This window comes from Rahnella sp. RFA10(1/100) (assembly GCF_004195115.1).
Classification (GTDB): Bacteria; Pseudomonadota; Gammaproteobacteria; order Enterobacterales; family Enterobacteriaceae; genus Rahnella; species Rahnella perminowiae.
The window spans coordinates 1-14,365 of the sequence record NZ_SEWR01000004.1 but is presented as its reverse complement, the minus strand read 5'-3'; the positions used below and the strand labels follow the sequence as shown (position 1 = coordinate 14,365).

The window sequence follows — 14,365 nt, the reverse complement described above, 5'->3', positions numbered from 1 at the left end:
ATCATGATCGACGTGCGCAACCTGAACCTGACTTTTGGTGAAGGTGCGAAAAGCGCGCAGGTGCTGACAGATGTGGACATTGCCGTGCGCGAGGGTGAGATTTTCGGGCTGGTGGGTGAATCCGGTTCGGGCAAAACAACGGTGCTGAAATGTCTGGCAGGGTTGTTTACTCACTGGAAGGGGGAATTGGAAATCGACGGTCAGCAGCTTGAACACCGCATTGGCCGGGAGCGCTGCAAACTGGTGCAGATGGTATTTCAGGATCCGTACGGTTCACTTCATCCGCGTCACACCATCGGCGACATTCTGGAAGAGCCGCTGCAAATCCACCGCATCGATCAGCGGGAGCAGCGGATCAATACCATACTGGAAAAAGTCGGTCTGAACCGCGCTTTCCGCAGCCGTTATCCGCATCAGCTTTCCGGCGGTCAGCGCCAGCGGGTGGCGATTGCGCGGGCGCTGATCCTTAAACCCCGCGTATTATTGCTCGACGAACCGACTTCTGCGCTGGATGTCTCCGTACAGGCGGAAATCCTTAATTTACTGTTCGATCTTCAAAAAGAGGAAGGGTTGACGTATCTGATGGTGACGCATGATCTGGGCGTTATCGCCCATCTATGCCAGCGTGTCGCGGTGATGAAATACGGAAAAATCCGCGAAACGCTGGACACTGGCGCCCTGCTGCGCGGCGATATCCGTGATGATTACACCCGCACGCTGGTCGATGCCAGCCGTGATTACAGCCGCGAAATGGCAGCGAAAGTGATGTTATAAGGTGGGGTGAGGATAAAGGTCGCTGTAACGCCAATGGTGCAGCGGCCTTTTTACTTTTTATTCCTGATCCTGCCCAACGTAATTCCCGGCCATAAACGGTGCGTCAGTTTCACGGTGCAGGAGTTGCGCCACTCACGTCAGCAAAATTTGTTTCAAGATGTAATTTATCCGCGTAAATGAGAAATTCACATTAGCAAAGAGGGGGCAAAAATTATTAAGAATGGTCTTAATCATCGGGTATTCATTCTTTTTAAAGTAAAATGAATTCAATGCAATGAAAGGAACTTCTGTACTAAGATAATGCTTAATGTACCAGAAAATAAAAATGTGTCTTTGAGTTTTGCTTTAGAAAGGGATGGGTTGGTATAAAAAATCATAATTATCATCATCGTACGTTTGCCAGATGCCTGCTATCTTAGTTAAAAAAACTGTTGGGGCGAAGGCATGAAACTGCTGAAAAATGTATATGAATACCGTGACTGGATGATTAAAGACTATCTGCATCTTGATGATACATTCCCCTCGATTTTCGAACCTGACGAGATTGAAATAGATATTTTGCGGCATGCACCAAAAGAATTTCCGTGCCTTGTGCAACTTGTAGAAGATGAGTCCGGTAATTATCCACAGTTTTTTCAATTTATATACCGATCGCAGGTAGAAGAATGGGCCCGGCTCTTCGGTATTGTTCGTTAGAGAAAATCTTTATTTCAACGGGCTACCTGCGGCGGTGTTTTAATGCTTAACTTTACCGGCCAGTTAAACAGCGAACCATTCACTTTTCGCAAAGCGATTAAACCATTAACACCTTCTTTCATTCCTGATCCTGCCCAGCTTCATCGTCACCTCTTTCGGCATTTTATCCAGATTATCTTCCCGCAACCCCATCACCACGTTGTAGCCCGCCATTAGCATGGGATCGCCCAGGCGTGGTAATGGGGCGAGTTTTATCGGGATAGTCAGTGCCAGGCTGACATCATAATCACACCCCAGATAGACACGTAGCAGGGTGAACACATCTTCACGCAGTTGTCCGCCGGGCAGCCAGCCTTTGGCCTCAATGGGGTCTTCAGTAAACATCTCCACACCGATGCAGTAGTTGGCATCGGAGGTTTCACTGCCGAGGACCAGATGATCGCCCAGCCGTTGTTGTTCTGAAAAAGAGAACCTTGCCCGTTTTCCGGCGGGCATCCGCGTGACCTTGTGAGGCTTCACGATTACGTGAGTGTTGGGTGCCTGCGAGCGGATCACACTGACAATCCCTTCCGCCGTGCGGGTGGTTCTGACCAGCGGCTGCAGTAACGCCAGCAATCGCGAGGCGGGTACGTCGTTACTGTCGGTGATACCGGTCAGGGCCATCAGGCTGCGCGAGGTTTTGTCGGTACCGCCGTCCTCAAAGGTGGCGGGGTAGCTGTACTTTCGCCAGATGCGGTAAAACTGCGTCATCATCCGGTGGTTGAAGATATCTAAAAAGGCCTCCAGCGCCTCATGGCCTTCGCGCTTTTGGGCGATGTCATCGATGTAGCCGGTTGGCAGCGGCGAGTCCACGCCGTACAGCCCCATGAAGGTAGTGCGCGCCGACGGCGGCGCGTCCGGGCGTTCCGCACTCGTGTCCACTGCTTTAAGCTCGCTGACCGGAAAACCCATGCCCGGATGCGGACGAAAACGCACCGCGTCGTTTTTCGGCGAGAAGGTGCTGCCAAGAGGTTTATTATCCGATAGCTGTTTTTCCAGCAACTGGCAAAAACGGTAGAAATTAAAGGCGTGCGCCCGGTCGTTACCGTCTTCGTCCCGCCAGAATTCTTCCAGACGTTTTTCGTTATCTTCCGTTTTCATCAGAATAAAACCCGTGTCAGTCGTCGTTCAGGCCATATCCATTGCTTCCCGGACTGACTGAGCGTCACCGTCAGCTGAATGAATCTTCGGATATCGGCGTACTGGGTGTAGAACTGCTCGAGTATCTCGCAAAACAGCAGGGCATCGCCCTGGCCACAGAACTGATGTTCATCCAACGTTACGCGGATAGCCACGCCGTGCCAGCCTTCGGCAGGATAGTGAGAGGGCGTATACTCTACGCGCGTAATACCCGTAATGCGGCGCGCGTTGTCCGGGTCATGCGTCCAGTCCAGCAGGCTGAGCGCGTGACGCAGCGTGTCGATTTCCATCAGACCGGCGATGGCCTGCGGATGCAGCAGCGATAACACCTGCCACTGATAAAGTTCAGCGGTTGGCGGGTAATACGGCATGGAAGGACGCGAGCGGGTGGCACACTTCAACTCAAGGTTGCCCAGCGCAGTTTCGCCGTCGAAGACGCTTTCCTGCAACGCCATGCGCGGCCAGGCACCGTTGGTGCAGGTCATGTTCAGGCGCATTTTCAGGCCGTTCTGCGCCTCGTGCGTACGGCCTCCGAGCATTAAAATGGTCTCAAAAAGCCCGGACGTTCCCCGGTACATGCGGGTGTGGTAATAACGGTCGGGCCAGTTTTTTGCATACTGGAGCATGCCGCCTTTCTCACGGAACTGGCTGTAAGGCACGTAGCTGAATTCTGTGTTGTCCTCGGTCACTTGTGCGACATCATTGACCGCATAGATTTCGGTGTGTCCGTCGCTGAGCCGGTGCGGCCGCAGACGGTAATCACTGACCGCGGTGGTCACGGTCAGCGGTTGGGCCAGCAGGCGGAACAGGTTGTTCACCGGTACGCAGTGCAGGCGGATAGCGTCCGGAGGGACGGCCAAATCGTACGGCCAGCGTTCGCTGAGCGTTACCTCGATATCAAACGAGGTGGTGTCCGCCGGAAAGGTCAGGGTTTCCAGTCCGCGCAGCTGCATAAAGAAATATCGCCCGGGTGAAGTGAAATACTCCAGCCACGGGCGCACTTCGCCGCAGAGTGCCGGGCTGTCGCTCTCCGGCCACTGTGAAGCATCATTTTCTGTCTGCCAGCGTGGTATAAACTGCACGTCCACCGGCGTCAGCCCGGTCGATTCCTGCCAGAACCTCACACTCACCCGTTTCACCTGACGGCTGAGAGCCAGATACAAAGCCGACTGCAGCACACGGTCGCCGTTCAGGTACAGGCTGATGTTCTGCCAGTCGGCGCGGCGGATTTCAGTGAGGGCGGGCAGGGTGAAGCGCAGTTTCAGCGCCTGCTGGCCTTCTGGCAGGGTGAATAACGAGACGTTATCAAGGGCAAACGGATGCACTGTCAGGTCGCGGGTCGTGCGGTAGACGCAGCGCTGACGGTCATTACCCGGCTGCCGGGTAAGCACTTCGCTTTCAGCAGGCAATACCTCCTTACGCAGGTGCAGCTCCGGCTCTGCCGGTGTCAGTTCGACAATCGCGGTGGAGGGCAGGGTGCGGTTGATCACCGGCAGCAGGTGCGAGAGCAGCGGCTCGGTCAGTTCGGGAATATCATCATCAATCTTCTGCCGCAGTTTGGCCATCATCAGCGAAAAGCCCTGAAACAACCGCTCGACGGAGTCATCGCGCGGAACCGGACTGCCGTCTAACCCCAGTGCGCGCCCCAGTTCCGGGAATTCTTTCGCAAACTCCAGCCCGGCGTCCTTCAGATAGCGCATTTCGCCGTCAAAATATTTTAAGAAATCGTCTTCCATGTCGGTGCCTGTGTTATCGGAAAATAGTATTGGGTAACCTGAAGCCGTTGAGGTTCAGCAGACTGACCGGGTCGTTACCGGTGGTAAAGGCCAGGCGGTAGTTAAGAGGCAGGCCGTCACCGGCGGTCCAGACCACCTGATAATGCGTGTCGTCCACCGGCATAATCTTGGCCATCTTAAGTAACCGGTAAAACGCCCAGGTGCCCGTCGTGTCAAAACAGAGCCGCGCACCGGCACGGACGCTGGTCCACATCAGCGATGCACCGGGAGCCCAGGTATCGCCAGGCCACTGAATATCCTGCCAGAACGGCATCTGATTGAAATACACCAGCTTCTGGCCGTCGATAATCAGCTCGGTCTGCACCACGTCTCTGGCTGTGCCCGCCTCCAGCCTGAAACGAAAACCCCAGCCCGTATCGTTAAGCATGTGACCTAAGCGGTCGAGTTGATTCAGCTTGTTCACAAAGGATGAATTCACCGACAGCCCCGGCGGCAGCTTATCCGCCTTCTGCCAGCGGTTGTCTTTGTACTCCAGCACGCCGTTCAGGTGTTCACGGATAAAACCGGCAATCAGGCCGGTCTGCGGATTGATAAAATCGTTCAGTGCGGCCAGCGAGGCGTCGTTCGGGCTGTCGGCGAACGGGAAGGTATTATCAAACTCTTTATGCCAGGCCGCGACAATCTCCTGCTGCCACTGCGCATCCATACCTATTACGCCGGCGGTCATCACCTCTTTCCAGGTCTGGCTGAGCGGCGCTAAAAACAGCGCCTGCGCCATCGGCTGCCAGCCGTTGCCCAACTGAACGTGCAGACGGGCGGGTAACTCAGAAACCGTGTTATCAATCTGCGTACCGCGAAATACCGACTGCGAGAGTGCCGCCGTGCCGCCGGTGGCCGCCGACAGGTTGCGCATCTTGTCGCGCAGTGCGGCCGTTTGTGACCGCCAGCCTGACAGCGTAATGCCGGCCCCTTTACCGGCACCGGTTGTCATCGAGACGATGCCGCCAAATACCGGCTTCAGGGCCGGGTTCAGCGCATGGCGTCGCTCGTTCGGGCTGCCCGCCAGCCCCTGCCACGCCAGCTGTTTCATCAGCGCTATCTGTGGCGACCGGCTGACGTCGGCGGCCAGCGTCAGTTGCTCCACCTGATTAGCTGTCGTATGCGCCTTCATCTGGTTGAGCGTTTTCTGCCATGTGGTGCCGTATTCGGCAAAATAGCGTGCCGTCAACCGTTCCCCAAGCGCGGCAGGTGAGCGCGAGGCTTCCACCGGCTGTCCCGGCCCGGCCAGCACCCAGCCGACCTGTTCCTCCCGCCGGGTGACCAGCGCGGCAATCTCCGGCGCGATTGCCCCTTCATACGCCTGGCGGGTAAAGCTGCCTGGTACGTCGGCGTCTAGGGTAAACATTCCGCCCGAGTCCTGACCGTTAAGCAGCTGTGTCAGCGACAAATCCGCGAAGTTGCGGGAGGTGCGGTAAATCAGGGAACCATAAAGTTTTTGCTCCGCGTCCGCGCCGCTCATGGCGTTCAGCAAGGCCGCCCGCGCCTGCGCGACCACCGCGTTGTCAGGCTGGATTTTCCAGTCAGGATGCCCGGCGAACTGCGCGGCAAAGAAGGCGATATCCTGCGGTTCGATGTTCTTCAACAACGGCTTCAGCTGCTGCGCAAAATAACGCTGCGCGTCACTGTCTGCGGTTTTATCGGGATGAGCCAGCATCAGGTAGGTTTTCAGCTGGTCATAGTCAGGGGTTGCTGACGTGAGCAATGCGCTAAGTTGATGCTGTGCCGGTTGCACAATAAGCCGCTGAGCCAGCGTGTTATATTGCGGCCAGAGTGCGGGCAGTAAGCGGTACGTAACATCCAGTCCAAAACGGCGGTACAACGGCGTCCCTTCCTGTTGCTGAGCCAGCAGGGTTTGCATGGTGTGTTGCAACGCAGAGAGCACGGCAGGTGAGGGAGAGGTTTTCGCCTGCTTAACCTGCTCCGCACTGCCGGTCACCAGCCGGTAGTTGCTGATGCCGGATACTGTCGTACCGATGGCCAGAACCAGCATCGCGGCGGCGCTACTCCACTGCGCTACTGTTCGCGCCGTTACGCCGACCGGATGACCGGCGCGGCGATGAATGCCTGCAGACAACTCCCGCCAGACCGGAGAATCCGCGCGCTCATGCGGGCTGTACGCCCGTAGCGTCAGCGCCGGTGAAAACGCCACGCCGTACAGCGGCAGCTGAAAATAGCCACTGAGCAGCGGTTTGAATGCATCTGCCCAACCGGACAGGCGGGCTTGTAAATCACTGACCAGTTGCAGCAAAAACGTATGACGCATATTTTCACTGATTTGTGCCATGCCCTGCGCGCGCAGATCCGGGAGCAGGGACTCCACGGAAGACGATAAAGACGCCGGCGTCAGCCTTTTGTGCTCCAATACACCGATCAGCTTTACCGCACGTTCAGGCTGCGGCCAGCTCAGTTCACGCCGGTCCAGCAGATACACCGGCAGTTCCCAGCGCAGCCGGTGGCGGACGATTTTATAACCGCGAAGTACCGCGTCTGCCTGCTCCGCCTGGGTATAGTGCGCCTCATGACTGACCCAAATCAGCACATCGGCAGGGGCGTGAGGGCGCAGACGGCGCAATGCATGAAGGTCTGCAGGATTGCCGCCCGCCGCCAGCGCTCCGCCCCATAGCAGCAGGGTATTGCCGACCGTCATCCAGCCGGATTCTGTCAGCCCCGGCGCGACCGCTTCAATATCGGTCGGTTCACCCATCACCAGCAGCCAGGGGAGTTTGCGCTTCCAGCGCAGGCCGTAGCGATGCCGGAGGGCTGATTTTAATCGCCCAACATCAATGGACGGCTGAACAGGCCGCTCCGATTCTGTACCTGCCGGTGCGAATTTGGGGCGCACAGGGACCCGCCAGCTGGCCGACGTGGTGACGAGGGTAAATGACAGGGCAATAAGCGCGACAATCAGCGTGATGATCAGAACGGTCATTAAAATGCCGGAGTGCTTTGAGGACGAAGAAAACACGCCGTATTGCCTGATCACACTGATAACCGCAACTGCAACGGCCAGCAGCAGGAACAATATTCCCAGACGTGTAATGATTTTCTTCACAATCAGCTTCCTTGCTGCGCAGAACGGATAAAGTGCGGTTCAAGCAGGCGATTCAATATGATCCGCAGGCCCACGGCGCTGCCAATCATCGTGACGACCAGCGTCAGGATCAGCGTGATTGTGCCCCGGAAAGAAAACAGCCAGTCCGGGAAGGCATGGCCGAGGGACCAGAACAACACCAGATTGAACAGCAGTGAAGCGACCAGGCATCCGGCAGGGTAGACATCGCGGGGTAACTGGCTGTGATAGTCAGCCTGAACCGGCGCTTGAGTCCCGACAACCACCGCCCAGGCTGACTCTTCTGCGGCGGCCAATACCCACTGACTGCCCTGCCCGCGCTTAATCATGTCGGCAGCGGCCCCCAACATCAGCCAGCCCGAAAGAGAACCATACCCTCCACAACCTTTGTCGAAATCCAGTTGCCCACCCATAGGGGCTTCCTGGCGCAGCGGTAATTTCAGCTCATGAACAACGGCATTAAGCTTTTGACGCAGGATGTCGGTCAGCCCGGAGAACCACACCAGACGAAGAGACTCTGCCGGTTGTTGCGATATATCGCGCAGTTCCCGCAAATCTTCCGGCAGTTTTTTCAGGTTTAACGGCATGGCTCTGAAGAGCTGCGGGGCATTTTGCACGGCATCGGGTCTAAGCAAGTTGGCGGGGGAGAGCAGCAGGCCGGTCGCGATTTCGCTGAGAGGCTTTTCCTCCACCCCGTCGTAGTACTGCATCGCAATAACGAGAGAGGGAGTGCGTGCGTCTAAGCAGGTTCCCACAGTTTCCAGAGACGCCTGCGGGCCGACAGGGTTTACCTGTAACGAGTAACCGGGATAAAGCGTTTGCCAGAGCTCTTCGAGGTAGAGAATGTGTGTTTCAGTCACCTCCGTTTGCGTCTGCACATAGAGTCTGAACGTTCCCTCCCTGAGCAGATTCAGCGTTTTGATTGCGTCTTCAAACGACGTCAGGATATGGCGGCAGATGATTTCAAAGCGATAAATCCCCGGCGGCACGTCATCGTCAGGAAACAGCAACACGGCAGGCTCCTCGTTATCGCCTTCTGGACGGGAGAGGCCCGCGACCTGCGGGTATAAATCCAGCCTGGTGGTGAAGTTCACGCTATCAACGATATGCAGATGCTGATGTGTCCAGTTTTGCCATGCTGCATTGGTGTTTGCCTGCCAGTATGTCCAGCTGTAATACATCAGCGCACCGGTTTCCCATGTCAGGAGATAAAGCGACAGACACGACAATATCCCCACCAGCGTGAAGCCGGTCAGCGGCAGATAATGACCTGAAGACAACGGATACAACCCGGTTGATGGCGTATCGAGCACTACCCAGACCAAAGCCAGTGCAAAAGCCGTCAGGAAGATAAACACGCACACCCACGGTGACCACGCAGGTGGCTTTTGCTGAGGTTCAGCCTGAGGAACTGACCAGCCCATTATTCGAACCCTGCATCAGGGAAGCTGGCATACACTACCGACCCACATTCAGTTTTGCACAGATGTACCACAATCCCTTTTCCCTGCTCCTCATAACCCGGCTCACATTCGATAATGCGGTTCGGGCCATGTTCCTCGCAGCTCACCATGTCATGTAGCAACGCCGCATTTTTGCCCTCAATCTCAAACGTCGATGAAGCAGAAATCACCGTGCCGCCGTGGGAGGTTTTATCCCCAAGAACTACGACATTTTTCATGCGAGCTCTCCCTGCGGTTTCTGTGCCCGGACTAATGCGATATTGTCAGCCTCGGCCTTTTTCACTGCGGCGTCATAGCGCTGCCGGGCATCAGCATCTACGTCTTTACGGATAATAGGCGGCAGCGGAGGTGGCGTGAAAGTGCCAGTTTGGTAGTAATCATCTGAGCCAATATGTGTCCAGTCAGCCATATCGCGCAGCATCTGCATCTGCGTTTCGTTCTGACCGATATTGCAGAAACCAATTGGCAAGTCGTAGGCCATCACCTGCTGAAGGAATAACGGGTTTTGAGGTAAATCACTGTGGTCGGCAGGCCGGGAAATATACTGGCTTATGCGCGAACGCATATGCTCAACGCTTTCCCTGTCAACATTCCGTTTGTCATAGGGAGAACCAGAGCCTGGCGGCACAGGGAAGGTTTTGCGCTCATTGAAGCCATAGAGTTTGATGTAGTATTTGTAGGTATTGTCGTTGGGCTTCCCTGTTTCCGGGGCATTGGTGCTCCAGCTATAACCATAGCTGTCATAATTTTTATCAGCCAGATAGATTGAATGTGCTGCTTTATCGGCGGGTAAGTCTTCAATATGTTTGCGGTCTTTATCGAAATCAGCCAGCTGCTCCGCAGTTATTGGCAGAGGGACCTGTTCGGCATTGATAAACAGCTTTTGGTTTGGGTCCGGATCAGGCCATGCCTGGCGACTAAACACAGAATCATTGCTGTCCCAGAATGTTTTACCGCCATTTGGTTTCCAGTCCCTGCTCATATCCGGCAACGTACCGAACGGCGTTTGCGGATTCGGTGCTTCGCCACAGGCCATATTACGGGCGAGCATGCGCACAAAAAGTGAGTTTTCCGGCACCATCGCAAAAACAGGGTGCGGCTGGGTATAGTTGCTGGCTTTCGTATTGGGAAGCCCTTGCCAGCCAATACTCAATAAGGGTGACGACCCCATTACCCGGTCATGTGGGCTGCAATAAATATACGTGCGTCCGTGATTGTCCCGCTCAGGAACATCCGGATTGGAGGTTTTCCCATCCGGTTGCCAGTTCTCGCACGCACCATCAACACCACAGACCAGTTTCTTCGGGTTGGCGTTCTTAAGCCGGTCCTTATTTTCAGCCACTTTGCCGACAATATCAGCAAAGGTGACACGTCTGGCGACGTCAGAGATACATTCCGCTAATGGATAGGAGAGATAGTCCATCCCTTTGCTTTCCAGACAGAGCGGTGAATTCATCACAAAGAGCGCATCGGGTGCGGCACCCTCCATTGCCGCTGCGGCAGTAGCAATCATGGTGCCCTGACTGTGAGATATAACGGTGACGGTATCCGTCGGGCTGAGTTCGCGAATTTTCTTCACTAAATTTGCCAGTCGTTCCGCTGCATGGGCGTAATATTCACGCGGCGGTGCGTTTGCCAAAAGACGGTCTGTTTCTTCATTGATAAACTGCGTACTGAAGGGGATAGGGATTTTTTTGACCCATTTGCTGAAACCGTACTTGCTCCACAATGAATACAGGGAAGTACAACCGTTTTGAAAAGGGCCACCGCCCCAGAAAAATGGATATTTATTGTTTTTTATCTGTTCATCATTGAGATCATTATAGCTAATCCCTTTTTCTGTTCTGAGCGGAATGGCGAAATCTTTTTCGGTACCTGGTTTTGCGCAGTATCCCCAGTAAAACCGAATAATTGGAGAACGTTCACTTTTAGTAATCTTTGCCGGAAAGATGCCGCCTTCATTATATGCATTGGGTTTTAGGGCAAAATTTGTGCCTTTCAGGCCAAGACGCTGATTAAGCCCTTCACAAAGGTTTTCTTCCGCTGGTGTGTACCATTCACCTTCCGAGTTTACGCCGTGAACAAAGATAACCAAGCCGGGAAGTTGGATCCCTTTTCTGATCTCCCCCCGAACACAAACATTTTGCGGACTCATAGTACTTCTGGCTTGTTGAATACCATTAGGTGTCGTTTCACTGTTCAGTAAGCGAGTAGGTTGATCGTGTTGATAGGCTTCAGACATAAATCATCCTTGATTTTCAGATTGGCGGGGAAGTAAATCGAGATTACAACTAAAGTGAGTTGTAATCTGAGAAGATAACTCCAAGCTAGGAATTACATCCTCGGGTGTTTTATTTCTTATGTCATAATATATTATGCTTATTTTACTACCAAGTTCAGAAAGTTGTTCGGCCGTATAAGAATATTTTGTTGATAACAATCTACCACTTATTCCTAAAGGGTTTTCCTTATCTAATACATCTTGAGGGATACCTATCGTCAGCATTTTTTTGTAAAAAATATCGTTTATTAAAATCTCTCGTGGCTGTATGAATGCATCTGTGCTATTGACCATGTATTTATCAGCGGTATATCCTTCATTTTTGATATAGATAGCGTCATCAGTCACAACGATGGTATAATTTTTAGAGATTGAGCTATTAATTGCCCCAAACTTAATATCACTAAAATTTTTTCCGCCATTATTACTGGCTGACAAGATACTGTAAGCACAACCCCGGAGCGGGTCCCCGCATGCATCGTTATCTCCACTCACTAACGGTAGCGCCAGCATGTCGTCGTTTTTCGCTGCCCAGATAAACTTGCCCTTATAGTTCATTGTTCCCTTAGAGAGGAACCAAAGCTTCGTTTTTATCTTCTTGTTATCATTGTGATAATAAATTGAACCATCATCACAATTCGAATAATCCTCTAGCGTGAGATACCGATTTTTATCGATACGATAAATCACCTGTGGCGGGTTATGGATGGGTTGTACTGCCACCTTTCCTGGCTGCGTGGATGTTTGCACCGGAGGCGGTGTCACCGCACAGCCATTCAGGCTGGTCAGCGAGAATACTAATGCACCTGCGAGTAAAGTTAGCTTTTTCATGGTCATCCTTGATTTGTTAGCTGAGAAGGGACCATTGCGGCATTGCAGGTAAATTGATTGCTGGCTTCATTATTTTTCTTTATATCGGGGAGTTTTTCTGTATGCGGTGAATCATTGTATTTATCAAACAGAATGCCGGCTTTTATACCCAGCGCATCCACTTGGGCATCAGAGTAATGATATTTATCTTTTAGCCAAAGGAATGAGAATCCTAAAGGATGGGCTTTATCCAAAACATCCTCCGGAACACCTAACTTCAACATTTCTTCATAAAATTCATCCTGAATCCAGGCTTGCCTCACATTATAAAACTCGCCGGAGTCATTAATTTCATATTTATCAGTGGGGTATCTGTCACTTTTGATATATATAGCATCGTCAGTCATAACTATTGTGTACTCTTCAGAATCTGAGCTATTACTTGCACCAAATTTAATATCACTGAATTTTTTCCCACCATCATTACTGGCTGACAAGATGCTGTAAGCACAACCTCTTAGCGAGTCCCCGCATGCATCGTTATCACCACGAACAAATGGAATCGCCAGCATGTCGTCGTTTTTCGCTGCCCAGATAAACTTGCCCTTATAGTTCATTGTTCCCTTAGAGAGGAACCAAAGCTTCGTTTTTATCTTCTTGTTATCATTGTGATAATAAATAGACCCGTCATCGCAGTTCGAATAATCCTCCAGCGTGAGATAGCGATTTTTATCGATACGATAAATCACCTGCGGCGGGTTATAGATTGTTGCAGCCAATTGTTGCTTCTTAGTAGCCTCAATTTTTAAAGCTTCTTGCCTTTCATTATATTCTCGAGCCTGACGAGCTTCCGCTATTCCGGAAAAAGGGTTACCTATAGCCAGCCCTCCCCAGGGGCCAACAGCACAACCTGTCATACTTATCACCGCAGAAAGACTGAGCGCGCTGACGATTAATTTAGTTATTTTTTTCATATTCGGTCCTTGAAGTCCTTATTCGCCATCCAGTAACGAAATGACCATATCCTGCACGGCTTGTGATTGAGTGAGAGAGGTCATGCCTTTTTCATCAGTCAGCCCTTCAATGATCTGTCCGTCATCCAGCGTGATTTTATATTTCTGGGAAGCCAGTGGTTTGCCGTTGAGCGGATGAGTAACGACAAACCCTTCATTGAACTGTTCCGGCTCGAACGATTTCATCGCGCTCTGCATGCTGGCCGAGCCCTGCTTGACGATGCCGCCATTTTTCACCAGCATTTTCCCCGGCCCGCCAATTTCAACGTTACCGCCTTTCAGCTTGATGTAGGCTCCGCCGCAGACCAGAACCAGCTCGTCCTGTGCTGTCACCGTCATTTTTTTGCCACTGGCAATATGCGTATCGTCCGTTGACCAGGTGGTGAATTTCCCGCCCTGCGCCTGAACGTCAATGTCGCCTTTGGCGGCAAACATTTTGGTTCCCTGACGGCTGTAGAGGCTGATTTGCTCACCGGCGGCGACGGTGAATTTCTTCGTCGCGCCGATATCCACCTGCTTACCGGCGGTCAGCGTCAGGCTGTCTTGCGCGTACAATTGCATACTGTCCCCGCTGACAATACCGACGCCTTTTGGTGCGCTTAAAAGCAAAACGGCCTGCTGAAGTTTGTCGAGTTTCTGCTGTAACAGCGTCTGTTGCCGGTCGATGTCTGCGGCTAATGCCTGGGCCTGTTGAGCACTGGCCGACAGGCTCTGCATTTCTACCATCGCACTGGAAAGAAGTGCTTTGGCCTGTTGCATGTCCAGTTGCTGACCTCCGGCACAAGCCTGCACATCGGCGGAAATAAACACACCCTTGCCGCCACGAACGGCCACCCAGTCGTCGGTGCGCAGCTCGGCGCCGTGACCGCGATCTTTACGCTTGTCATCGACCAGCGCACCCAGGTTCAGCTGGCTTTTGCCGCTGGCCGGTGTGGAAAGCTTGATGTGTTCTTTGCCTCGTGAATCATCAAGTCTTAACTTATTTCCAGAAGGCGTGCGGATAACGTTCCGCTTGTAGTTCGGCAGCGCCACAGGGTCCGGATGCCGTGAATCGTGCAGCGCATAAGCAATGTACGGCCGGTCAACGTCGCCGTTCTCGAAGGCAATCGCCACGCCGGTGGAATCCAGCAGCGGCATATGGAAGCCGCAGGTATCCCCGGAATAGGGTTTTGCCAGACGCAGCCAGCAGCTCTCAAAGCCTTTCTGCCATTCGGTGCGGTCGAAACCAAACCGGGCGCGGTACAAACCGTCGGCGCTGATATGGGCGTAAGGTTCATCCGGAT

General features: G+C 53.1%; 11 protein-coding genes. 2 read left to right on the top strand and 9 right to left on the bottom strand.

Features of this window, described 5'->3' with window-relative positions; genetic code table 11:
* Positions 1 to 3 precede the first annotated feature (3 nt).
* Entirely contained in the window at positions 4 to 774 is a 771-nt protein-coding gene (locus ETV65_RS13485) for an ABC transporter ATP-binding protein (RefSeq protein ID WP_129953727.1), read from the top strand.
* 444 nt (positions 775 to 1,218) lie between these two features.
* Complete coding sequence (locus tag ETV65_RS13480; RefSeq protein WP_129953344.1) at positions 1,219 to 1,470, top strand: hypothetical protein; 252 nt, start codon at positions 1,219 to 1,221, stop codon at positions 1,468 to 1,470.
* Between the two features lie 105 nt (positions 1,471 to 1,575).
* Here the strand turns inward: ETV65_RS13480 and tssG are convergent, their stop codons facing one another.
* From tssG to ETV65_RS13435, 9 genes are all read right to left on the bottom strand, one after another.
* Positions 1,576 to 2,610: a type VI secretion system baseplate subunit TssG gene (tssG, locus tag ETV65_RS13475; RefSeq protein WP_129953343.1), complete on the bottom strand. Its 1,035-nt coding sequence runs from the start codon at positions 2,608 to 2,610 to the stop codon at positions 1,576 to 1,578.
* The gene (gene tssF / locus ETV65_RS13470; RefSeq protein WP_129953342.1) at positions 2,610 to 4,385 is read right to left on the bottom strand and encodes a type VI secretion system baseplate subunit TssF; all 1,776 of its coding nucleotides are present in this window, start codon (positions 4,383 to 4,385) and stop codon (positions 2,610 to 2,612) included. Before tssF ends, tssG begins: the two co-directional genes overlap by 1 nt.
* A 13-nt stretch (positions 4,386 to 4,398) precedes the next feature.
* Positions 4,399 to 7,497, bottom strand: coding sequence for an ImcF-related family protein (locus tag ETV65_RS13465; RefSeq protein ID WP_129953341.1), 3,099 nt, complete (start codon positions 7,495 to 7,497; stop codon positions 4,399 to 4,401).
* A 2-nt stretch (positions 7,498 to 7,499) separates the two neighbouring features.
* Positions 7,500 to 8,939 (bottom strand): hypothetical protein, encoded by a 1,440-nt coding sequence (locus ETV65_RS13460; RefSeq protein WP_129953340.1) that lies wholly within the window; start codon positions 8,937 to 8,939, stop codon positions 7,500 to 7,502.
* Entirely contained in the window at positions 8,939 to 9,196 is a 258-nt protein-coding gene (locus ETV65_RS13455) for a PAAR domain-containing protein (RefSeq protein ID WP_129953339.1), read from the bottom strand. Before ETV65_RS13455 ends, ETV65_RS13460 begins: the two co-directional genes overlap by 1 nt.
* Entirely contained in the window at positions 9,193 to 11,220 is a 2,028-nt protein-coding gene (locus ETV65_RS13450; RefSeq protein WP_129953338.1) for a hypothetical protein, read from the bottom strand. The genes ETV65_RS13455 and ETV65_RS13450 overlap by 4 nt, the downstream gene beginning before the upstream one ends.
* 3 nt (positions 11,221 to 11,223) lie before the next feature.
* Positions 11,224 to 12,090, bottom strand: a complete 867-nt coding sequence (locus ETV65_RS13445) for a hypothetical protein (protein ID WP_129953337.1) — start codon at positions 12,088 to 12,090, stop codon at positions 11,224 to 11,226.
* Positions 12,091 to 12,092: 2 nt separating this feature from the next.
* Positions 12,093 to 13,043: a hypothetical protein gene (locus ETV65_RS13440; RefSeq protein ID WP_129953336.1), complete on the bottom strand. Its 951-nt coding sequence runs from the start codon at positions 13,041 to 13,043 to the stop codon at positions 12,093 to 12,095.
* Between the two features lie 18 nt (positions 13,044 to 13,061).
* Positions 13,062 to 14,365: type VI secretion system Vgr family protein (locus ETV65_RS13435; protein ID WP_129953335.1), on the bottom strand; the 1,304-nt coding region annotated here is incomplete at its 5' end.